Source organism: Acidobacteriota bacterium, from assembly GCA_016196035.1.
In the GTDB taxonomy this organism is placed as follows: domain Bacteria; phylum Acidobacteriota; class Blastocatellia; order RBC074; family RBC074; genus JACPYM01.
The window spans coordinates 132,432-156,026 of sequence record JACPYM010000033.1 but is presented as its reverse complement, the minus strand read 5'-3'; the positions used below and the strand labels follow the sequence as shown (position 1 = coordinate 156,026).

10 protein-coding genes are annotated in these 23,595 nt (G+C 61.4%); 5 read left to right on the top strand and 5 right to left on the bottom strand.

Going from position 1 to position 23,595, the window contains the following annotated elements:
* The first annotated feature begins 288 nt into the window (after positions 1 to 288).
* Both HY011_11700 and HY011_11695 read left to right on the top strand, forming a co-directional pair.
* Positions 289 to 4,206, top strand: a complete 3,918-nt coding sequence (locus tag HY011_11700; GenBank protein MBI3423593.1) for a carboxypeptidase regulatory-like domain-containing protein — start codon at positions 289 to 291, stop codon at positions 4,204 to 4,206.
* Positions 4,207 to 4,769: 563 nt separating this feature from the next.
* Positions 4,770 to 7,544 carry an SUMF1/EgtB/PvdO family nonheme iron enzyme gene (locus tag HY011_11695; protein MBI3423592.1) on the top strand — a complete coding sequence of 925 codons (2,775 nt, stop codon included), beginning with the start codon at positions 4,770 to 4,772 and terminating at the stop codon, positions 7,542 to 7,544.
* A gap of 641 nt (positions 7,545 to 8,185) precedes the next feature.
* Here HY011_11695 and avd read toward each other — a convergent pair.
* On the bottom strand, positions 8,186 to 8,515 hold the full coding sequence (gene avd, locus HY011_11690; protein ID MBI3423591.1) for a diversity-generating retroelement protein Avd: 330 nt from the start codon (positions 8,513 to 8,515) through the stop codon (positions 8,186 to 8,188).
* 16 nt (positions 8,516 to 8,531) lie between these two features.
* On the opposite strand from avd, the gene HY011_11685 reads away from it, so the two are divergent.
* A complete protein-coding gene (locus HY011_11685; protein MBI3423590.1) occupies positions 8,532 to 9,611 on the top strand; it encodes an RNA-dependent DNA polymerase in 1,080 nt (359 codons plus the stop codon).
* A 78-nt stretch (positions 9,612 to 9,689) separates the two neighbouring features.
* Here HY011_11685 and HY011_11680 read toward each other — a convergent pair whose 3' ends face one another.
* The 4 genes from HY011_11680 to HY011_11665 form a co-directional block, all read right to left on the bottom strand.
* Positions 9,690 to 12,932 carry an SUMF1/EgtB/PvdO family nonheme iron enzyme gene (locus HY011_11680; protein ID MBI3423589.1) on the bottom strand — a complete coding sequence of 1,081 codons (3,243 nt, stop codon included), beginning with the start codon at positions 12,930 to 12,932 and terminating at the stop codon, positions 9,690 to 9,692.
* Between the two features lie 191 nt (positions 12,933 to 13,123).
* On the bottom strand, positions 13,124 to 13,597 hold the full coding sequence (locus HY011_11675) for a hypothetical protein (GenBank protein MBI3423588.1): 474 nt from the start codon (positions 13,595 to 13,597) through the stop codon (positions 13,124 to 13,126).
* Positions 13,598 to 13,634: 37 nt separating this feature from the next.
* Entirely contained in the window at positions 13,635 to 15,839 is a 2,205-nt protein-coding gene (locus tag HY011_11670) for a S9 family peptidase (GenBank protein ID MBI3423587.1), read from the bottom strand.
* Between the two features lie 124 nt (positions 15,840 to 15,963).
* Positions 15,964 to 18,342: a tetratricopeptide repeat protein gene (locus HY011_11665; GenBank protein MBI3423586.1), complete on the bottom strand. Its 2,379-nt coding sequence runs from the start codon at positions 18,340 to 18,342 to the stop codon at positions 15,964 to 15,966.
* A 193-nt stretch (positions 18,343 to 18,535) separates the two neighbouring features.
* Between HY011_11665 and HY011_11660 the strand changes: the two genes are divergently transcribed.
* Both HY011_11660 and HY011_11655 read left to right on the top strand, forming a co-directional pair.
* Positions 18,536 to 18,814, top strand: a complete 279-nt coding sequence (locus HY011_11660; GenBank protein MBI3423585.1) for a hypothetical protein — start codon at positions 18,536 to 18,538, stop codon at positions 18,812 to 18,814.
* The gene (locus HY011_11655) at positions 18,814 to 23,595 is read left to right on the top strand and encodes an IPT/TIG domain-containing protein (GenBank protein MBI3423584.1); all 4,782 of its coding nucleotides are present in this window, start codon (positions 18,814 to 18,816) and stop codon (positions 23,593 to 23,595) included. Before HY011_11660 ends, HY011_11655 begins: the two co-directional genes overlap by 1 nt.

Sequence of the window (23,595 nt, the reverse complement as noted above, 5' to 3'; positions counted from 1 at the left end):
CCGGCCCCTTCAGGGCCGTAGAACCTGCTGACGGCCTACCGTGGGCGTTGCCCACGGCTATTGAATGCTGCCCTTGCAGGGCAAAGACACAGAGCGTCAGACTTGTGTAGAAACGAATGCTGCCGAGGTTGCGCGGCTTCATTTAGTACAGCAATAGGCAACAGGTTGCGCCACACTTGAAGTGGATAAAGCGGCGCAACCTCGGCAGGTTGCGCTACTTTCTCCGCCAAGGCGGATGGTATGATGCGCCCGCCCCCATACCATAGGCTTTATCAACAAGGAGGCCCCATGAGACATCCCCACGCGCTCACCGATTCTGTTCGCTACGCCATCGTTCTGGTGCTTGTCGCACCTTTCCTGCTGCTAAACACAACCAACCATCCTTCCGTCGCCGCCAAATTTCACGCGCAGCAAAACGCGGTGGTCACGATCTCCGCCGCCAGTTTTGAAGCCACGGCGCTGGCGCCCGGTGCGATTGTCTCGGCCTTTGGCGCGGCCTTGTCCACCGGCACCGAGGCTTCGAGCAGCGTTCCGCTTCCAACCACGCTGGCGGGCACGAGTGTGCGCGTCAAAGACAGCGCGGGCGTTGAACGCGCGGCGGGCCTGTTTTTCGTCTCGCTCAATCAAATCAACTTCGTGATTCCTGAAGCGACGGCAGCGGGCGTGGCCACGCTCACGGTGCAATCCGGCGCGGGCACTTCGACGGGGACGCTGGACGTCAAAGCCGTCGCACCTGCCATCTTCACGGCCAATGCGAACGGCACGGGCGCACCGGCGGCGGTGGCGCTGCGCGTCAAGGCCAATGGCGAACAGAGTTTTGAAACGGTCGCGCAATTCGACGCGGCGTCGGGCTTGCTGCGTCCGCGTCCGCTCGATCTTTCGCCGGCGGGTGAGCGGGTCTTCTTGCTGTTGTTTTTCACGGGCACGTTGCGCGCGGCTGATCCGAACAACGACGGCAATCGTCAGGAATCGGTGCGCCTGCTGTTGGGCGGCGTGGCGGTCACACCGGATTTCGCCGGCGCGCAGGGTGGGCTGGCCGGGCTGGATCAAATGAATGTCGAATTGCCGCGCAGCTTGATCGGCCTGGGGCGTGTCAGCCTGTCCATTGGGTCAAACGGTGGATCGGGCGGCGGTCAGTCTTCAAATCTGGTCGAGATTGAAATCGCGTCGCCAGCGGGCAACGCGCCGCCGGTCATCAGCGGCTTCAGCGCGGCGACGGCCTTGGCGGGCCAGACGCTGACGATTCAGGGCAACGGCTTTGCGGGCACGGCGGCCAATAACACCGTGCGCATCGGCGGCGTCGAGGCCCAAGTCACCAACGCAGCGCCCACCCAACTGACCGTGACCTTGCCGACGGGCGTCGAAACCAGCGTCGTCACGGTGCGCACGCCGCAGGGCGAAGGCCGCAGCGCCGATCCCTTGCGCATTCGCACCTCGCTGAGCGGCTTGGTGGAAAATACCGAGCGCGCGCCGTTAAAAGACGTGACCGTGCGCGTGCGCCAGGCGCTGGTGAATACGGGCCTGTCCGGCTCGTTTGTGTTTCCCGAACCGCAAGGCTCGGCGTTGGGCGCGATTGTCGAAGTGGACGGCAGCAAATTGCCGGTCAGTCCGCCCTTCGGCAAGGTCAGTTTCCTACTGCCCTTCACCGCCAACCGCGACAATCAAATCGCGCGGCCCATCACCTTGCAACAAACCTATGGCGCTTCGGCGCAAGTCGGCGGCCAGAACGTGCAGGCGGACGAGTCGGAAGAAATCATGCTGAGCGTGCCGAGCTATGCGCCAGCCGCGTTTGCGCCTGACGACACACAGCAAACGCCGCCGCAAATTCAAACTGGCGACGTGACACTGGGCTTGCCTGTGGGTATGCGCTTTCAGTTCCCTGACGGCGCGACGAGCGGCGTGCTGACGCTGACGCAGGTGCAATTGAGCCGCACGCCCGTCAGTTTGCCCACCGGCGTTTTCAGTTCGACCATCATTCAAATCACGCCCTTTGGCACCAGGTTCACACCCGGCGCACGCCTCACCTTCCCCAACGCCGACGGCTTTCCGGCAGGCGCGACGCTACGGCTGTATCGCCTGGATCAAACTGCCGACAGCGCGACGCTGGGCCGCTTCATTGATGCGGGAGCGGCCACTGTTTCCAGCGATGGCAAACAGATTCTCGCGCCCAACGGCACGGTGCCCGAAGCCACGTATTATTTCGCCGCGCTCGCCCGGCCCACGACCACCGTCATCGGGCGCGTGCTCGATAGCGACCGCACACCGGCGCGGCGCGTGCTGGTGCGCGTGCGTGGGCAGGAAGATTTCACCGATGGCAACGGCGGCTTTGTGATTCGCAACGTGCCCGTCAACTCCGCCAGCGATGTGCTGATCGTCGAAGCCAGTTATGTGCGGCCCAACTTTCGCGTAGACCGCACCGAAAGCAATCGCACCACTGCCAATCCGGGCGGCTTCACCGATGTTGGCACGCTGACCTTGCCTGCCGCGACCAGCAATCAATCGCCTTATATTTTGATCCCACCCGATTTGACGGTGGTGGCCGGCACGAGCAGCGACATCGCCTTTGTCGCCGAAGACCCTGACAGCGGCCAAACCGTGCAGGTCACGTTGAACGGGCCGCCGTGGGCTACGCTGCCAGCCAATGGCCGCACCATTCGATTGTCACCGGGCGCGAATGATGTCGGCACGTTCGGCTTCACGCTCACCGCGATTGACAACCTGGGCGCAGGCTTTGCGCGCGCGTTTTTGGTGAACGTCATTCGCAGCGCCAATCGCGCGCCCGTGCTGACCGTGCCCGGCGCGCAAACCGTGCAGCCCAGTCAGCCGTTGAATTTCACCGTGTCGGCCACCGATGCGGACACCGGGCAAACGCTGGTCTATGCGGCCAGCAATCTGCCTGCGGGCGCATCGTTCAACGCGGCGACACGTCAATTCAGTTGGACGCCCAGCGCCGCACAAACCGGCACGTACACCGTCAGCTTCACCGTCACCGACAGCGGCACACCGCCGCTGAGCGATACCAAAACGGTGGCGATCACCGTTGGCTCAACGGCCACGACGGGCACAGTGACCGGCATCGTGCGCAATGCCGCGACGGGCCAGCCATTGGCAGGCGCGGCCATCAGCATTGCGAATACGACACTGACCGCGACCTCGGCGGCGAATGGCGCATACACGCTCAACAATGTGCCACCAGGCCCGCGCACGTTGACGGCGGCGGCGACTGGCTTTGCCGCCACGCAATTCGCCATCACCGTGGTGGCCGGGCAGACGTTGACGCAAAACATTTCGCTCTCGCCGACTTTGGCTACCGGCCAGTTGCGCATCACCGTCAACTGGACAAAAGACACGGCGGGTTTTCCCGATGATCTGGACGCGCACCTGTACGGCCCCGACGGTTCCAACAATTGTTTCCACGTGTATTGGAATGATTACGGCAGCCTGACCGCCGCGCCCTACGCCGCGTTGGAGGTGGACAACATCGAACTCTCAGGGCATCCACCCACCGAGACGGTGCAGATTGCCCGACAGACGGCGGGCACCTATCGCTTTTTCATTGACGATTACGAAAGCGAATACGCCGACGGCATCGCACGTTCGCGGGCGACGGTGCAGATTTTTGGCAGCAGCGGTTTGCTGCGCACGTATATTGCGCCGAGCGGCGCGGGTGAGTTTTGGCATGTGTTTGACTTGAACGGCCAGAACGGCGCGCTCACCGACATCAATTTGCTTGCGGCTGACCCGCCCGCCTCGCCTTGTGGCAGCAGCGGCGCGCTGAGCGTCCTTGAACATCAGACGACCGCCGGGCCGATTGCGCAGGGCTGTGTGACGCCGACGCCCAAATCGGTCTTCCTCACAACCGATCAGCGCGCCTACCAATGGACGCGCGTGGCCAACGCGACCGTCGGCGATGTCGTGCGCGTAGACTTTCTGCAACCCAACGGTTCCCTCTACTTCACGACCAACATTACGCTCAACTTCAACGGCTTTGGCTGTTTCTGGGCCTGGATTGACATTGCGGGCGCGAACGCTGCCGGACTGCCCGGCAATTGGCAGGCGCGGGCGTATTACAAAGACACGCTGATTGCGGCGGACAACTTCACCATCAACCGGGCGGCCATAGCGGCGGCAGCGCTGGCCTTGCCAGCGTTGCCCAGCGGCGGCGCGGCGCAAAGCCGCTGTGGCGCGCTGGCGAAACGACGCTGATTCCCGCTGCCTGGTTCCTGCTGCCTGATTTCATAACAACCAGCGGCAGACCGGTTTGCCATTGAGTTTACAAGGTGACCGGTCAGGCGAGCCTGGCTGGTGGGACGGTACCGCGCGCGTTAGCAAGCGGAGCCTGAATGGCTCGGGCCACGGCCTAAGCTTGACGCGCCGCTTGCTGACGCGCGCGGTACCGTCCCGACCCAAGCTGCTCCCGTAAACGCAATTGCAAACCGATCTATAGACTTCAAGAAAAAGAATTGCCGCAGCAAGCTCCAACGGAGCGTCAGCCAACAGCCTGGGGGGCAGCCCCAGAACGCAGATTGAGTCGTTGTGCGAAGCCCTGAAAGGGCGTCAGCCCCCCCAGGGCTGCACCCTGGGCTGTGGGCTGGTCGTCCCTTTGGGACTTTTCGGAAATTCTTTTTCTTAAAAACTATAGTTGCTTGCCTTGAGTGACGGGCCGGGGGTACATTCCGCGCACGCCGCCGCGCCACTGCCCAGCGGGCGGCGCTCTCGTCGCGTCGCAGCGCGCCTACGCCAGCACTTAGAACCGTTATTGATTGCCGATGATTTCCCCTTTGACCCAAGCCACGCCCGCGCGCGAACGCCGCCCGACGGTGTTCATCAGCTATCACCACACGAGCGCCGACCTGGCTGCGCGGCTGATTGACGACCTGGGGCAGGCCGGGCACGCCAGTTGGATTGACACCGAAGCGATCAAGGGCGGCGACGAATGGATCAAGGCCATCGTCACCGGCCTCAACAATTCTTACGCTCTGGTCGTCATCGTGACGACCGCCGCGTTGCAAAGCCATTGGGTGCGCAAAGAGATTCTTTTCGCGCTCCAGAAAAAGAAACTCATCATCCCGCTGCTGGCCGAAGACCTCGCCGCCGCGGACGATTACTTTCTGCTGCTCGATTGCCAGGGCGTAGCCTGTTTCAACTGCGCGTATGAAAACGCCGTGGCGCGGTTATTGAGCGCCTTGCCGCGCCCCCTAACCACCACAACCACGCCCACCGCGCGCACGCTCGAAACCGATTACCTTGACCGGCTCAACCTGCGGCAGATCATCCACAACGACAAATACACGCCGTTGGGCGGCGTTACGCAACAACAGCGGCGCGCCGCCGAAATGCCGGCGGTGTTTGAATTGTTCTCGTTTCGCGCCCAAGACGAACCCAAACGCTTTGAAGACGCCGTCGCCGAAATCAACCGCCTCAAACGCGCCGTATTGCTGGGCGAACCGGGCGCGGGCAAAACGACGACGCTGTTCAAACTGGCGGCGGATTTGGATCAGCGCGCCCGTCAGGACGCCGCCGCGCCGCTGCCGTTGTTGATTCAACTCAAAAAATGGATTGACCCCGCGCAAACGCTGCGTGATTTCATCGCCGCCGAATTGGGCGATCTTGGCGGGCGGCTCGACGAATTGCTGCAAACGCGCCGTGCCGCGCTCTTGCTCGACGGCCTCAACGAATTGCCCGCCGCCCAGCACGCCGCCAAATACGCCGAGGTCAAACGCTTTCTCGCCACGCATCAGCACCCCGCCTTGCTGGCGGTCGTATCGTGCCGCGTGCTCGATTACGACCAGGTTGAGCTGGGCTTTGACCGCCTCAACATCACGCCGCTCGACCCGCCGCGCATCCGCCAATTCGTCACGGGTTATTTGCCCAACGCGGGCGAAACGCTGTTTTGGCGGCTGGCGGGCGGCGCCGAAGTCCGGGCGACGTGGGATGCCTGGCAAAAGGCGGGCGCAAGCTTCGAGTTGTTTTGGACGGCGGCTGACATTCCCAAAGAAAACCCGAATGTGTATGGCGGCACGACGGGCGAACAAGATCGCGTCTGGCGTGAGAAGGTGCGCGGCCAGCACACGCTGCTGGAACTGGCGCGCAATCCTTACATGCTGTTGATGCTGACCAGCGTTTACGCCGAAGAGGGCGATTTGCCCGACAATCGCGGCGAACTCTTTGCGCTGTTTGTGCGCACCTTGCTGCAACGCGAGAAAGTGAGCGCTGAGGAACAAACCCTGCTCACCGGCGGGCTGGCGCGCGTCGCCTATGAAATGCAAATCCGCCGCGCGCAAAACGCCAGCGGCAACGCGCAAACCGTGTTGCCGCTAGCCGAAGCCAAAACCATTCTGGCTGACCGTTTGTTATATTTGGCGGGCAGCGCCAGTTTGCTCAATCTGGGCGAGCAGGTCGCCTTCAGCCACCAGTTATTGCAGGAGTATTTCGCCGCGCACTTTATGGACGCCGAACGCCGCGCCGGTCGTTTGCGCGCCGCCGACCTCTGGCCCCCCGCGCGTTGGTGGGAGCGCACCAACTGGGAAGAGGCCGCCATCCTGCTGGCCGGTTTGTATAGCGACGATTGCACGCCCATCGTCGAATGGCTGGCCGACGCCCAACCCGAAATCGCCGCGCAGTGCATCGTGCGCAGCGGCGCGGCCCTGGCTGAGGCGACACGCGCACGGTTGCGCGAACGCTGGCTGCCGCGTCTGACCGCTGTGCAACGCGAACCGCATGCGCACGCACGCGCCGCCATTGGCCGTGCCTTGGGGCAAACCGGTTTGGACAAGCGGCGCGGCGTGGGCGTGCGTGATGGTTTGCCCGACCTTGAATGGAAGGAAATCCCAGCGGGCGAGTTTCAGTACGGCTTGGCGAATGATGCATCGGCAGCCAAGCCGCAAAAGTTGACGCTGCCGCGCTATTTCATCAGCCGCTATCCGGTGACGTATGCGCAATATCAGTGCTTCGTGGATGACGGTGGCTACGGCGATGCGCGCTGGTGGCAGGGCTTGGCGGCGAATGACAGTCATCGCCAGCCCGCTGAGCAGTCTTTCAAATTCGGCAATCATCCGCGCGACACGGTGAATTGGTTCGAAGCCAGCGCCTTTTGCCGCTGGCTGACGTGGCGGCTGGCAGAGTTGGACAAGGCGTGGCGCGAAGAGGTGCGCCTGCCGACAGAATTTGAATGGGAAAAAGCGGCGCGCGGTGTGGATGGCCGGGTCTATCCTTATGGCAACGATTACGACGCGGCGAAAGGCAATGTGGCAAACAGCATTGGGCAAACGACTGCGGTGGGCGTCTATCCGCAAGGGGCGTCACCGTATGGCGTCGAAGAGATGAGCGGGAACGTGTGGGAGTGGTGTTTGAGTGCTTACGACAAACCGCAGCTTGAAGCGCGGAAGGAGAACCTGACGACAAATGACAGGCGTGTCCTGCGGGGCGGCTCGTGGATCGGCAGTGTTGACGTCGCGCGCTCTGTGTGCCGCGACTTCGGTCTTCCCGGCGACCGCGACGGCCTTACCGGTTTTCGGGTCGTGGTAGTGCGTCCCCCTTCTTAGACTGAAGCACTGAACACTGTTGCCCTGCGACGAAGGAGCAGGGCATGAAATTTTTTTGGTTTTGTAACTACTCAGTCGGTGCGGCGCGCGTCTCGCGGGCAAGCGTCAAATCAGACCAAACTGGCTGGCCGAGACGCCCTTCAATTTCAATCCGCCCCATTTGACTATGCCCGCGAGACGCGCGCCGCACCGGGGGCTGAGCAGTTACTTGGTTTTTTGACATGGGCCAAGCGCAGGCTAAGATGCGTGGCGCAAGGCAACTTGTGGGGCCGGTTGTAACGCACCTGCGGGGCGGCTCGTGGATCAACAATGATGACAACGCGCGCTCTGTGTACCGCAACATCAATCAACCCGGCGACCGCAACAACAATACCGGTTTTCGGGTCGTGGTAGTGCGTCCCACTCCTTTCGTCCCTCTTCAAAGGTCAGCGGCGGCGGCGCTGTTGACGAGCCAGCCGCTTTCTTTACGAAGGCGGCGGCTTCCGGCAATGTGCGTCGAGTACGCTCGGCGCACCGAGGCGAAGAGTCTGAAAGAAGGCGCAATCGCGTCCCGTCCGCACGGGCGAAAAACACCGTCGGGCGCATATTGACCTGGGTACGCACCGCTGCTGCCAGCGGTGCGTACCCAGGTTGTCACCAGCTTACGCCTCCGCCTTGAGCCAACCGCCCAACAAGCGGCCCAATTCCGCGACCATGAGACTGACGTGCTGATATTGCCCGTGATTGAGCCAGCCGAATTGATGCGCCAGGCGCAAATACAACCTGAGTTTGTTCAGGTGCGCATCGGCGGCGCGCAATTGTTTTTGCCGTGCCGCGCCGCTCTGGCTTTGCGCGTCGAACAGGTGCTCCTGAAAATCGAGCGCGGCGTCCAGCAAACGCTGCGTCAGGGTGTGGCGGTACGCTTTGGGAAAGCGTTCGACTTTGGGCAAGAGCCACGCCAATAAATCATAACAGCGCGTCAGAATCGTCATTTCACTGAGCTTTTCCTTGGACATCATCCGTGGTTCTCTCTATTCCCAAATCAGCGCCTGGCCGAATCTGCTGGCGGCCTATCAACAAGCGGCGCGCGGCAAACGCGGTAAAGGGGCCGCTGCCGCATTTGAACATCAACTCGCCGACCGGTTGTTGCACCTGCAAGCGGAACTGGCCGCGTTCACTTACCAGCCGGGCGCTTACGTCAATTTTACGATTTACGAACCCAAACAACGGCGGGTGAGCGCCGCGCCCTTCCGCGACCGCGTCGTGCATCACGCGCTCTGCAACCTGATCGAGCCGCTCTTTGAAGCGCACTTCCACGCCGACTCTTATGCCAACCGCGTGGGCCAGGGGACGCATCGCGCGGTTGATCGGTTGCAGTATTTTGCCCGGCGCTTTCGTTACGCGCTGCGGTTGGATGTGGTCAAACACTTCCCCTCACTCGATCACGCCATCCTGCTGGATTTGTTGCGCGCGACGCTGACCGATGACGCGACGCTGTGGCTGTGCGAACGCCTTATTCAGAGCGGCGCGGGCGTGCTCGCTGACGAATACGAGATGGTGTTTTTCCCTGGCGATGATTTGTTCGCGGTCAATCGTCCGCGCGGCTTGCCCATCGGCAATTTGACCAGCCAGTTTTGGAGCAATGTCTATCTCGACCCGTTAGACCGGTTTGTCACGCAAACGCTCGGCTGCCCGGCCTATTTGCGTTACGTGGATGATTTTTGTTTGTTCAGCGACAGCAAGCGCCAGTTGTATGCATGGAAACGCGCCGTCATTGAGTGCCTCGCCCAATTGCGCCTGACCGTTCATGCCGCGCCTGCCCAGGTCATTCCCTGCGCGCACGGCATCCCGTGGTTGGGCTTTGTGGTCTATCCGACCCAGCGCCGCGTCAAGGCGCGCAACGTCGTCAAATTCGCGCGCCGTTTGCGCGACCGTTGGAGCGAGTATTGCGCCGGCCAGATCAGCTTTGCCGAATTCGATGCTTCGGTGCAAGGCTGGATCAATCACGTGCGCTATGCCGACACCTGGGGCTTGCGCGAACACGTGCTGGGACAGGGGTTGGTGTTTGAACGCCCCGCCCCAGATTGAAAACCGCATATGCTGTTTTCAAAAAAAATTTCATGCCCTGCTCCTTCGTCGCAGGGCAACAGTGGTCAGTGCTTCAGTCTAAGAAGGGGGACGCACTACCACGACCCGAAAACCGGAATCGTTGAAGCGGACGCCGGGAAGATTGACGTTGCGGTACACAGAGCGCGCGACGCCACCATCGTCGATCCACGAGCCGCCCCGCAGGACACGCTTAACGTTCGTCGCGTGAATGTCGTCGCGCCCTGCCACATCGCCCTGCCGGTAGCCAAAACGTTGTTGATCATAAAGCGAAAGCGTCCAGGTATAAGCATTGCCCGTCAGGTCATAAGCCTTTTCAGGCGTCGCGTTGTCAAAGATGCCGACGGGCGTCGTGCGCCGCAGGTGGCTCTCAAACGTATTGCCGCGCTCCTTGTCGAATTTGTTGCCGTAAGGAAACAGCCTGCCCGCCTGGCCGCGCGCCGCCGCCTCGAACTCAAATTCGGTCGGCAAGCGAAAGTCGCGCCCATCGGCGACATTCGCTGTCAGCCACTTGCCATAGGCGCGCGCCTCGAACCACGAGACGCCGACCACAGGCTGCGCGAGCTGGTTGAACCGCGCGTCATTCCAGTATCGCGGTTCCCGATAGAAAGTACCCGGAGGAAATTCATCATCAAGCCATTGCTCGAACTCTTTGTCCGACCAGTTGCGCGTCTCCAACCAATCATCCACTTCGTCAGGCGTGGCACGGTTTGTCTGAACCATTCCGCGCAATTCGTCTTCTGAATAACTCTGAAGCTGTTTGCGAAAGTCGCGCCAACTGCCCTTTTCTCCTTGTGCCGTACTCTCGCCACTGCGCCAGGCGCGGGCTTCCGCCGTGTCCCACCATTGTTCGTCTTCGTAACCTCGTGCCGCGATGAAATGCGCATACTCGGCATTGGTCACGGGGAACTGCCCGATCTCAAAGGCCGCCAAGCGCACTTTGATTTGCGGCGTTTCGTCTTCGTAATCGCTCTGGTTCAAACCGATGGGATATTCACCAGCGGCGATGGTGACAAGCGGCGGCAACAGGTAAGCGCCGTGCGCGCCCTGGCGCAGGGTGAAGCGCGCATCGCCCAATTGCCCCAGCGCCTCGCCCGCCGCAATGCGCGCGCGCAAATCGGCGCGTTTGAAATCCTGTGCGCGTTGAATGAGCGCGTCCTGCAATTCACGCTTGAAGGCCGCGCCGACGGTCACATCGGGCGCGGCGGCGCAACGTCCGGCCAGCGGCAAATTGTGCGGCAGCAATTCCCGTATGAACCCGGCCACATCACTCAGCATCGGCGCGGCGGTCAGCAAGGTTTCTTCCCAACCGGTTTGCGCCAGCGGCGGCAGCGGATCGTTGGAGGCCAATCCGGCCAGCGTCTCTGTCAGCGACGGCGTGACGCGGGCCGCTTCCCACTCGACGTGCGCGAGCGCCGCGTCGGGTGCCTGGGCCAGTTGGCGCGCGGCAAAATACTCGCGCAACAATTGGTGAAAAAATCCGATCTCGGCGCGCGCCAGGTCTTTGTCGAGCAGGCCGAGCGCAAGCCCGGCTTTCAGCACATCGCGACTGCGCGGCTGGGCCAGCACGCGGCGGGCCTCGGCTTCGGCCAGCCGTTCCTGACCCTGCCGTTGCATTGCCAGCGCCAGCGCGCTCAGGCCGGGCAGCAACGCGCCGTCGTCCGGCAAGTCGAAATCGTCGCGCCAGGTTTGATGATTGAGCTTGAGGTGATCGTCTTCCGTCAGCAATTCGTCCGAGGATGAACCTGGGTACGCACCTGGGTACGCACCGCTTCCAGCGTGCAGGCTTGGCATTGGACGAACTGATGCCGAGGGAACCTCCTCCGGCATTGACGTGTCTGTTGCCACCTCCGCACGCTGGAAGCGGTGCGTACCCAGGGGTTGGAACAAAGGCGCATTGCTTTCGCGCGCCAACGCCTGCCGCACAAAACCTGTGAACAGAGCCGCGCGGCCCGCCGGCAGTTTGCCCGTCGCCGTGAGTTGATCGCTCAACAATTTGAGCAAATATGGCGTGCGATAGAGCGCGAATTGGGCGGAGCGCCGCAACGGTTCCCAATGCTGCGCGGCGTGCGCCGGACAATAGGCGAACAGGAATGCGCGCACCTGTTCGTCATCCATCGGCTGCACCTGCACCTGGGGCACACGCAATTCGGGCGCGCTCAAGCGTGCGCTGTAATCGAGGCTGCGGCAGGTGAACACCAGCCGGTTGCCTTGCGCGGCGGCTTCCTGCACAAAGGCGCGCCAACGCGCCACGGCGTCGAAGTATTCCGCCGCGTCGCGGTGCGGCATTTCGTTGAGCGCATCCAGCAACAACAACGCGCGCCCGTTTGCCAGCCAGCTTTCGAGCGGTGGCAGATGCGGATAGAACTGCGCCCAGCATGCGTTGAGCCACTGGCGCGGCGGCGGATAATCAGCGGGATAGCTGTTCAACGGCAGCAGAAAACTGATTTCGTCCCGTTCGTCGCGCAACCGATCGAGGCTGTGATCGAGTTGCAGCCGCCGCAAGACGGTGGATTTGCCGCCGCCCGGCGCGCCCAGCAACACCAGCGCGCGGTCTGTGTCAGCCGCCGCCAACACCTCGCGCAAATCGTTGAAACGCATCTGCCGCGCAGGCACAAAGCGTTCCTGCGCCTCTTCGCCCTGATCGAGCGTGAGCGTCAAACTGACGAAACGCCGGTCGAGTTGATAACGCGGCAACGACCAGGCCGCCACGCGCGACAGCCTGTATGCGCGCACATCGGCGGGCGGATGCGCGGCGATGGCCTCGGCTTCGGCTTCAGTGAGCACGACGGGCTGGGGCGCAGCGTCAGCGACGGCGGCGAGGGCGGCTTGCGCCTCGACAAGCGCCACCGGTTTTTCGGCATCCGGCACAATGGCGATGGTTTCGGCGGGCGGCAATGGCGGCGCGGATTCGACCGGTTCAGCCAGGCACGCCAGCAACTGCGGCAGAACGGCATCCAAACCGCCGCGCACGTCCATGTGTTGGGTGAAAGGCAGGCGATAAAACAACTGGCAATCGGCCAGCAGCAACGGAAAAATCGGTTTGCCCTGTTGCTCGAAAAAGAACCATTCGGCAAAGGTCTCTTTGTGATATGGCATCGAGTGCGGCGAGAGCAGCAAGACCATCCGCTCACATTCGCACAGCGCCTGATGAATCTTGAGCGGCCAGTGGTCGCTGGGGCGAATGTCGCTGCGGTCACGAAAGACTCGCAAGCCCGCTGCGCGCAACGCGGCTTCCAACGCGCTGGCGGCAGCGAGATCGCCTTTGGCATAAGAGAGAAAGACGTAAGTTGGCTGTGTCATCGAGGGGGCGTCTACCTTTGCAGCTTGCAGTTGAAAGTATGGGCGTCAGAGTTTGGGACAGTACCGCGCGCGTCAGCAAGCGGCGCGTCAACGTTGGCGCAACGCGGTGCGTCCTGAGTCTCCGCTTGCTGACGCGCGCGGTACTGTCCCGAAGCACGATCTTTCCCAGACCTCAATCTGAACGTGTCGCGCTAAGCCTGCTCCAGCGTCGTCAGGTCTTCGACGCCCGCCATATCGGCCAGCATCCGCGTGTATTTGCGCAACTCCGCCTGCAAAGCCGTCAACTCGGCGCGGAAGGTCTGGCAATCCGCCGGATTGTCGAACGCGCCCGCCAACGACCGTTTGTGCCATTTGGCGGTGAAGGGGCGAATGACCTGATTCAACACGACGATGGCGATTTTGGTGAATTCAAGGCAGTGGCGGCCATTCGCCTTGATGATCTCGCGCGTCAGCGGGAATAGCGCATAGACGCTGTTGAGCGCCGCCTTTTCGTCACCATCCGCGTCGGGCAGCGGTTGCGTCGTGATGCGCGTAAGCAATTCGATATACATCGCCCAGGCGGCGGCCTTGTCTTCGTCTTGCGGCTTCCATTCCATTTCGAGAAAGGCCGCATTGATCTTGAGCGCGGTCATATCCCAATTGTCGAGCCACTTACTCCATTTCATCTTCTCCTCCTTACCGGCATGAAGCCGTGCTGGCAGCCTATTCTACTTCGTAAAGCTTGAGCGGTTTATCCTGCAAATAAATGTCGAACCAATTCACGATGTGCTGCAAACGTTCGACGCGATGCCAGGGCGCGCCCGACCGCGACAGCTCGTGCGATTCGCCGGGGAAGCGCACCATCACCGTGGGCACTTTCTTGTACTTCAACGCGCGGAACATCATCTCGCCGCCATCCGCCGGGGGCGTGCGGTAATCGGCTTCGCCCTCGATGAACATCATCGGCGTGGTGACGTTTTTGATGTAAGTGAGCGGCGAACGTTTGGTGAAATCTTCGGGGTCTTCCCAGGGCGCGGCTTTGAACCAGGTCGGTTGGAAGAGCGTGAAATCCGCCGTGTACCAGAAACCCGCCCAATCAGCGATGGAACGTTGCGAGACTGCCGCCTTGAAGCGGTTGGTGTGGCCCACCGCCCAATTCGTCAGTACACCGCCGCCGCTGCCGCCCGTCACGCCCAGCTTGCTTTCGTCCACATAACCGCGCTTCAAGACTTCATCCACGCCCGCCATCAAATCTTTGTGATCGTCGCCGGGGTAGTTGTACTGGATGATGTTGCCGAAATCCTGCCCATAGCTCGTCGAGCCGCGCGGGTTGGTGTAGAGCACGACGTAGCCCTTCGCCGCCATCCACTGAAACTCGTGCGTGAAGGTGAAGCCATAGGCCGAGTGCGGGCCGCCGTGGATTTCGAGAATGAATGGATACTTTTTCGTCGCGTCGAAATTGGGCGGCTTCTGAATCCACCCTTGAATGCGTTTGCCGTCAAAACTGGTGTACCAGAACTCTTCGGGATGCGTGAGGTTGAGTTGTGAGAACAGGTCTTTGTTGATGTCGGTCAGTTGCGTCAGCTTGCCGCTGGCCGCATCCAGCAGAAACAAATCGCCGATGTTGACCGAAGTCGAAATCAGCAACGCCAGCTTTGAGGCATCGGGCGTGGCCGAATAGGCCTGCACGGAATGATCGCCGGTCGTGAGCGGCGTGACAGCGCCGGTGGCCGCGTCAATACGTTTCAGGTTGGCGTGCCCCTGTTCAGCGACATTGACGATTAACGTGCGGTCGTCTTTGCTCCACAGCGCGCTGCCGGGGCTGCCGCCGCGCGGCGCACTCTGATCGCCGCCGATGCCGCCGCCGATGTCGAAGTCGTATTTCTCGGTCAGGTTTTTGGCCGTCGCGCCGACCGTGTTATCAGCGACAAACAAGTCAGGTTGTTTATAAGACAGCACGGGCACTGTCGAGAGCGAACCGCCAAAAGAAATACGCTTGCCGTCGTTACTGAAATCGTAACCGCGCATGCCGCCGTCAAAGCTCAGCACCTTCTTTTCGTCGCCGCCGTTGAGATCAATCGAATAAAGATCGGTGTGCGGCTGTTCGTAATAGGCTTCGGCCACGCGGCGCGCGATGAAATAGAGCCGCGTGCCATCGGGCGACCATTTGACGCTACCTTCATCCCAATTGCCTTTGGTCAGTTGTTTAGCTTTGGCGACTTCACTAAGTGTCGCCGGTACACTAACCGTCCAAATATGCGCGTGCGTTTTCGGATTGAGATAGCCGGGGCCGTTCGAGCGATAGGTCGCCTTGTTGATGACGCGCACATCGCTGACACGTTCGGGCGCTTTGTCTTTCTCTTTCAGCTCGCCGCCGGCCTCGGTCATCGGCTTTTCGGGCTTGCCTTCGTCGGTGGATTGAAAGGCAATCGTCTTGCCGTCGGGCGACCATTCAAACGCGCCCGCACCGCGTGGCATTTCAGTCAATGGCTGCGCTTCGCCACCATCAAACGACATCAGATAAATTTGCGGCGGTTGCGGCTTGCCTTCCTTTTCAGCAGAGCGTGTGAACGCCAGCGTCTTGCCATCCGGTGACCAACGTGGCGTGGTGTCGCGCGGTCCGGCGGTCAATTGCCGCGGCTTCTCGGCGTTTGGGCCACCGCCTGCTTGGGCATTGGTCGGCACCACCCACAATGCTGAATCGTAAGTATTGGTTTTCTGATTCACCCAGACCTTGACGAACGCGACGCGCGCGCCATCGGGCGAGATTTGCGGATCGGCAAGCCAGTTGAACTTGAACAAGTCCAGCTCGGTGATGTTGCGCTTGGTCTGGCTATAGGCGGGCGCAGTTAAACTCGAACTCAGGCTCAGACTCAACGCGAGCAGCACAACCACACCGACGCGGTAACGGCGTAAATAGGCGTTCATAACAAGGCTCCTTGTCTTTGGAAGAGAGAAAGCTGACGGGTAGCGTGCCAGTCCGTCAGCATTTATTGATCACGGTGGATGCTTTCTACCGCAGATGAGCGGGCAAGGCAAAGGCGCGTCAGCCTTATTGGGAATTGGCCAACCAAGTCTTGGCCTTGAGCACTTCGGGAATGTCCGCATCAGCAGCTTGCCAAACCTGCAAAAAGCGTTCGTATGCAGCGCGCGCCTGTGCCCGCTCGCCTTTGCGCTCATAAGCCTGACCGAGGTGGTATTGCGCCAGCGGATAATGCGGATTGATTTTCAGGATGCGTTCATATTCGGCAATGGCTTCATCCGTGCGCCCTAATTCGAGATAAGCATTCGCCAAGCAATCTTCATACGAATCATAGTTCCATTCGAGGGGCCACTGCCGTACTGCCGCGCGGAAATGGTTGATGGCTTCGTCAGTGCGCCCTTGTTTCAACGCTACGTAGCCGCGCTGGTAATTCCAGTGCCGTAAAAAGCCGCGTTCGTTGTTGAGGTTGTAATTCGCTGGCGTAAAGATTGCCGCGTTGAGTTTTTGCGCAGCGGTTTGCTCGCCGTGCGCGAGCGCCAGCACGAGCGAGTTCCATAACGAATCCGGCCCGTACTTCACTTCCTCTTTGATCGCAGCGGCGGCGCGGGGCAGGTCGCTCTGCTTTAGATAGACTGCCGCCGTGTATTGGAAGCTGCGGGCGCGCTGATTGTCATCCCGCGCAATCTGAAAGTGGCGCTGAAATTGCTCGATGGCGGCGCGATAACGGCCCTGTCTTACATAAAGCGTACCCAGATGAATGATGGCGATGCGGGATTCGGGATTGAGCGCCAGCGCGCGGCTGTAAGCGGCGGCGGCTGGTTCATATTGGCCTAACAGTTGGTGGAACCCGCCCAGACTATCCCAGGCATTCGGGTCATTCGGCGTCAGTTGAATGTAACGTTGAAAGGCTGCCAACGCTTCGTCATTGCGCCCGAGTCGCGCGCAAACGCCGCCGAGTGCATTGTAGAGGTCTTTCTCATCGGGATCAGTGACCAGCCCTTGCCGGATCACTTGCAACGCTTCTTCGTTTCGATCCAGCCTTTGCAAGACCCAACCCAGCCGTTGATAGGCTTCGGTTTCCAACGGATAGCGGGCCAGCAATTCTCGGTAAGTGGCGATGGCGCGTTCCGGGTCGTAGCTGGCGTTGGCTGACCAAGCGGCAATGTAGAGTTTGTCCCGCTCACTCAAGCGGCCCGGCAACTGCTCGTTTAGTTGCAAGGCTTTCTCTAGGTATGGGCGCGCCTTTTCGCCCTGGCCCATCCGCACGGCGTAAATGTGGCCGATGCGCGCGTAAGCCAGCGCAAACTGCGGATCGAGCGCGAGCGCTTTTTCCAGCAACGCAATCGCCTCGTTGAACTGATACATTTGCGCCTGTTCCAGCGCCAGCGAGTAATAGCGGTAAGCGTCCAGATTGCTCGTCATCACCGTCGCCAGCCCGCCGCCGGACGCTTCTTCTTGTGCAGGCGTCGCGCCCAGATGCTGCGCCAGTTTGAGCGCGAGCAGATCTAGCTGGCCCAGGATCAACTCCGGGCGTTCGGCCACCAGCGCTTCGGCGGCCTGCAATTGCCCGGTGCGCGCCTCGTGCAGCGAGACATCAATCCGCACCTGTTCGCCCAGGCGAGCGAAGCGGCCCAGGATCAGCATCTCTGCCTGGGCACGCCGCCCGATTTCCAAGCCGTCTTCCAAGTTCAGTTTCACAGCATTTTGCTGGCCGATGTGGCCGAGCAGTGCGGCCAGTTGCTGGCGGCTCAGCAGTGTCAGGGTGCGTGAACGCGAGAGGTTGGTGATCAACATATCGGTCAAGCCTTCGCGCAGCCAATCCAACTCGCGGTCACCCGACTGATTCTCGAAATACAGCACGGCCACGGTCCGCTTGCCCGGCATATGTGGCAGGGCGATTTCAGTGCGCGCCGCTGGGCGTTGGCTAAACGACAAAAGCGTCAGCACGGCAATCACCAAACCGCTGCCCAACGACGCTAACAAAACAGGCTTGCGGTTGAACCAGCGCGGTGACGGCAAAGCTGGAGTTGGAGCAAGCGTTTCTTCAAACTCGACCTGCACGGAAGCGGTTTCTTCGATCTCAATGACTGTGGACTGGCCAAGCTGGATTGAAGATGCAGACAACTCTTCGACCGGGCCAATGAAGTGGTAACCGGCTTTGGGAATGGTACGAATGAAGCGCGGCTGGCGTGAATCGTCGCCGAGCACCTTACGCAACTCGACGATGATTTGGACTAGCGCATCATCGGTGACGGCGGTTCCCTCCCAAACGTTTTGGAGCAACTCTTCTTTGGTAACCAGCCGTTCGCGGTGTTCCACCAAGTAAAGCAGCACCCGAAAACTCTTTTGCCGCAAGACTTGTTCGGCACCAGCGCGCCGCAAACAGTTACGCGCCGGGTCAACCTCAAGACCAGCAAGAAGATAAACAGGTTTTTCGGAGAGCTTCATCAGCGCGCCCTCAAGACAATTACGGAGAAATATCGGAAGAATATCGTGCGAATGTCGTTACTTCAGCCCCAACTCAGTGCGAAAAGAGTACCGCATCACCATGACCAACACCTTTGAGATAGCGCGCGGAGTATACGGCTGTCAGCTAGAAGTGACCAAACGAGGCCGGGAGGGTTTACCAGAAAGGATTGCGATGCCAGAAAGGATTGTGATGAAGGAAGTCCGCCGTTTGACAATGACCGTCACCCGCCGCCACCTGATGCGCGTGCCATACCTGCGCGTGCGTGCGAACTGTCCGGTCTGCGGCCGCGAGGTGGATACGCTTGACGCGGCGCAAGCCACCGCCGTGCTCGAACTCACACCGCTGGAATTTCAACGCTTGCTGACTGACGCCACCATACACGCGCTGCCCACCGTGAGCGGCAGCTTGCGCATTTGCCAAGATTCGTTGTTTCAACCCAGGAGATCATAATGACAACCTTCAGACTTACCAGCGCCTGCATCCTGTTCGCCATCGCCCTAACTTGCGCGCCCGCCTGGTTCGTCAGCCGGGCCAGTCACGCCGCCGTAGCCGCGCAGGGACAGTCAACCCCGGCCACCGTGATCCGCACCATCGTCTACCGCCAGATCAGCGACTTTCAGAACGGCGCCTCTTTTATCGGCCAGTTAAAGCTCAGCGCCGACGGATCAAGGCTGGTCTTCTCCACCGGCGACCGGAACACCGGCAACAAGACGGTCTTCACCATCAACAGCGATGGGACGGGGCTGACGCAGGTCTTCGATTACGCCACCTTCCGCAGCGCAGCCGTCCCCTTCGTAGACATCAGCGCCAACGGCTCTCGGATCATTTGGACCGACGGCCAGGGCGAAATCTTCAGCGCCAACAGCGACGGCAACAACCGGCAGCGCATCGCCACCGAAATACCGGGCGGCTTTGGCCCCATCGGGTTGGGCCTCGAAAACTACGCGCCGCGGCTCACGGCGGACGGCAACCGCGTCTATTTTTATGCCCGGAGCAATACCTACGAGACCGAAGGCGTCTTCGTGATTGATTTCAACGGCGCGAATTTGCGGCGGCTTTTCAGCTTCCGGCAAATCGCCGACCTCGTCGGCCTGAGCACCAACACGATTGACAATTGCGGTGGCGGCAGATTCACGCACAACCTGGACATTTCCGATAACGGCGCGCGCTTGATCATTGGGGTTGGTTGTCTGAGCGCGGGAGGCGCTACGCTCACCTTTGACAGCACGACGCTGCGCAGCCTCGTCAGCGCAACCGGGCGGGTGCCGGGCGATGGTGACCAGCGCCTGGCCCTCAGTGGCGATGGCGGCAAGATCTTATCGGCCCGCGCGGTAGGCAACGAGGAACGCACTGTCTTTTCGCTGAACTTCGACGGCAGCACCCAAACCAAATTGCTGGCACCCTTCAGCATCAATGGTCTGAGCATCGGCGGGCTGACCACCAATGGCGCGCAGGCCCTGGTTTCGACCGGCAGTCATGCGTTGCCGCTGCTCAACACCAACGGCAGCGGGCGTGTAGACCTGTTGATTCCCACCGATTGCGACGTTGATCTGCTCTTTGGCGGGGATGACCGCAGCTACAGTTCGCTGGCCGCCAACGGGCGGCGCTTCGCGTTCCGCACGCGCGTGCCCGGCGCGCCCGAACAGCTTTGGGTAGCCGACATTGATCCCGCCACGACTGGCGACGCTCCCCGCATCACTGAGATAACTTTCAATCCGTCGTATGTTGTCGCCAACAACGGGTCCACGGCGACGTTCACCGCACGCGCCACTGACGCGCAGGGCGGGCAAGGCGGCTTGCGCCGCCGCACCTGCGGCAACACGCTCAGAAACGGCGCCTATGAGTTCCGTTACCTGAGCGGTGGGACACCCTTTGGCCTCGCGCTGTTCGACAACGGCACGCAGGGCGGCGACCAAACGGCCAACGACGGACTTTTCACGCAGAACCAAGTACGCAGCGATCTGGCCCCGCCCGATCCCAACACGGCGCTGCAGATTCGCACGCACGCCATCGCTACTTCCCTGCGCCAGATCACCGCCGTAGATGCCACGCCTTTCTTCGTGCTCGCGCAAGCGCCGGGCGGCGCGGGGCCGATGCTCGTTTCGATCACGCCGCCGAGCGGCCCGGCAGGCATTCAAGTCAAGCTCACCGGCAGCAATTTCGATCCGGTCGCCGCCAACAACGTCGTGCTCTTTGGCAACCGGCAGGCGCGCGTGCTCAGTGCTACCGCTGACGGCACGATGCTCGAAGTCATCGTCCCGCCCGACTTATCCGCAGGCACTGCGCCCGTGACCGTCACCGTCCGTGCGCAAACCAGCAACGCGGTTAATTTCACCGTCACCGGCGGCGGCACGCCCACGCCCACGCCCACGCCCGGCGGCGGCGTCACGGTCACCGACCACCGCATGAGCGGCGGCCCCATTCCCGCCGACTGCGTCCCCCCAACGCTGAAAACCAGCTTCGCGCCGACCGATCCGATGGCATATCAATGGACGTTCATTTCAGGCTTTCAAAACGGAGCGTTGATCCGTTGGGAATGGGTTCAACCGAACGGCTCGATCTACAAGCAGTTTCAAGCCCCGATCAACAACACCGCCCAAAATGTCTGTTTCTGGGATGCGATAAACATCGCCGGTCAGGCCGCCGCCGCCTTGCCCGGCAACTGGCAGGTGCGCGTGTTTTATAACGGCAACCTGCTCTTGACTGAAAACTTCACCATCAGCTCTGCGCCCGGCAATTGCGTCACCGAGCTAAAAGTAGACGATGGAACCGTTGAAAGCTCGATTGGCTTTCGCGCGGGCGCCAGCAACGCGAGCTTCGTCAACCGGCTGACGCCCACCAGCTATCCGGCGACGCTACAAAGCATCTCGATCTTTTTCACGAACAGTTTGGACGCCCTGCCCATCGGTTCGTCAATCACCGTGCTGGTTGCCGCGAATCCTTCGGGCAGCAGCACGCTCACCACGCCGACCTACCAAACAGCGGCGGCGCGGATCAATACGGCGAATGCTTTCAATCGTTACGACGTGCCGCCGTTGACGATCACTTCCGGCGACTTCGTGATCGGGTTCCGCGTGGACGTACCGCCAGAGATTTATCCCGCCATGCTCGATGACAATTCGCCCTCGCAGATGCGTTCCTATTACGCCACCGGCACCGGCAACCTGCGGCTGCTCGATTCGGTCACTGGCCTGGCCGGGAACTTCCTGATCCGCGCACAACTGCAAGGCACGAATTGCCCGACACCCACACCGACAGTTACGCCGACACCAACAGCCACGCCGACACCAACAGCCACACCCACGCCCACACCCACACCCTCGCCCAATCCAACCCCGACGCCGCCAACCAGCCGCACTGTGCGCTTGGTCTGTGGCAGCGCCACACCGGGCGGCACGCTGACGGTGCCGATTGAATTGATCGCGCAAGGAGATGAGAACGCGCTGGGCTTCGGCCTGGCCTTCGATCCGGCGATTCTGACGTATCAGAGCGCCGCGCGCGGTAGCTCCGTCAGCAATGGCGCGCTCAACATCAATACCAATCAACTCGCGCAAGGCCGCGTCGGCTTGGCGCTGGCGCTGGATTTCGGCGTGACCTTCCCGGCGGGCACGCGGCAAATCATCAACGTCACCTTTGCAGTTTCGGCGACGACGACCGCCAACGGCACGACGCTGGATTTCAGCGACCAGCCGATTCGCCGCCAGGTCTCCAACGCCAATGCCCAAGCCCTCCCGGCCAATTTTATCGGCTGCACGACGATCTCGATCACGCGCGGTTACGAAGCCGACGTGACGCCGCGCCCTGGCGGCAAGAACGACGGCACGATTGCGATCACCGATTGGGTACTGGTCGGGCGCTTTGCCGCCGGGCTGGACACGGCGGCAGTTGGCAGCGAATTCCAACGCGCGGATTGCGCCCCGCGTGACAGCAAAGGCGACGGCCAACTCGCCATCGTGGACTGGGTGCAAGCCGGACGCTACGCCGCCAACCTCGATGCGGCGCAAACCGTCGGTGGGCCAACTGCACCCAGTGGATTGCGGAATGCGGATTTCGGATTGCGGAATGCCTCGCGTTCGGCAACCCGCAATCAACAGCAGCGCGTCTTGCGCGTCGCCGATGCGCTGCTTGCGCGGGGCCAAACCAATACACTGAACATCGAACTCGATGCTGTGGGTGACGAGAACGCGTTGGGATTCAGCCTGAACTTCGATCCGAACGTCTTGACCTTTGTGTCAGCGGCGGCTGGCAGCGGCGCGAGCGATGCGCTGTTGATTACGAACAACACGCAAACGGCGGCGGGGCGCTTGGGCCTGGCGCTGGCGCTGCCCGCCGGACAGCGTTTACGCGCGGGCCGGCAAGCGATTGCGACCGTGCGCTTCAACGCGGCGGCCAACAGCGGCGCAACGACCACTATCGGCTTCGGCGATCAACCGATTCGCCGCCAGTTCTCCGACGCCAATGCGAACGCGCTGCAAGCCACGTACACGAACGGCACGCTGACGCTCGGCAATGCGCTCGCCAGCGTCTCTGCCGCCAGCTTTCTGGGCGAGCAACTCGCGGCCCAATCCATCGTCGCGGCATTCGGCGTGAACCTGGCCGCCAGTGTCGTCACGGCCAATCAAGTGCCACTGCCCACCACACTGGCGGGCACGACCGTCAGCGTGCGTGACAGCTTTGGCGTCGAACGCCTCGCGCCCTTGTTCTTTGTCGCGCCCGAACAAATCAACTACTTGCTGCCGCCGGGCACGGCCCCGGGCGAGGCCGCCATCACCGTCACCAACGGCGCGGGCGCGCGTTCATTGGGCAACATCACGATTGCCGCAGTCGCGCCGGGTTTGTTTGCGGCCAATGCCAACGGGCAAGGCGTCGCGGCGGCTGTCGCCTTGCGCATCAAGGCGAATGGCGCGCAGAGTTTTGAGACGATTGCGCGTTTCGACACGGCGACGCAGCGTTTTGTCAGTACGCCCATTGATCTGGGGCCGGCGGGCGAACAGGTCTTCCTGCTGCTCTTCGGCACGGGTTTGCGCGGACGCAGTGCGCTGACCGCGACGACCGCGTTGATCGGCGGTGTGAATGCGGAGGTTTCCTTCGCGGGCGCACAAGGCGATCTGGTCGGGCTGGATCAAGTGAACGTGGCTGTGCCGCGCACGCTGATTGGACGCGGCGAAGTGGATATTGTGTTGACGGTGGATGGCAAGGCGACGAATGTGGTGCGGGTCAATATCAAGTGA

Bases quoted from the DNA above. Each gene is read 5' to 3' on its own strand.
- HY011_11700 (MBI3423593.1), top strand. From the start codon at position 289: ATGAGACATCCCCACGCGCTCACCGATTCTGTTCGCTACGCCATCGTT.
- HY011_11655 (MBI3423584.1), top strand. From the start codon at position 18,814: ATGACAACCTTCAGACTTACCAGCGCCTGCATCCTGTTCGCCATCGCC.
- HY011_11660 (MBI3423585.1), top strand. From the start codon at position 18,536: ATGCCAGAAAGGATTGTGATGAAGGAAGTCCGCCGTTTGACAATGACC.
- HY011_11665 (MBI3423586.1), bottom strand. From the start codon at position 18,342: ATGAAGCTCTCCGAAAAACCTGTTTATCTTCTTGCTGGTCTTGAGGTT.
- HY011_11670 (MBI3423587.1), bottom strand. From the start codon at position 15,839: ATGAACGCCTATTTACGCCGTTACCGCGTCGGTGTGGTTGTGCTGCTC.
- HY011_11675 (MBI3423588.1), bottom strand. From the start codon at position 13,597: ATGAAATGGAGTAAGTGGCTCGACAATTGGGATATGACCGCGCTCAAG.
- HY011_11695 (MBI3423592.1), top strand. From the start codon at position 4,770: ATGATTTCCCCTTTGACCCAAGCCACGCCCGCGCGCGAACGCCGCCCG.
- avd (MBI3423591.1), bottom strand. From the start codon at position 8,515: ATGACGATTCTGACGCGCTGTTATGATTTATTGGCGTGGCTCTTGCCC.
- HY011_11680 (MBI3423589.1), bottom strand. From the start codon at position 12,932: ATGACACAGCCAACTTACGTCTTTCTCTCTTATGCCAAAGGCGATCTC.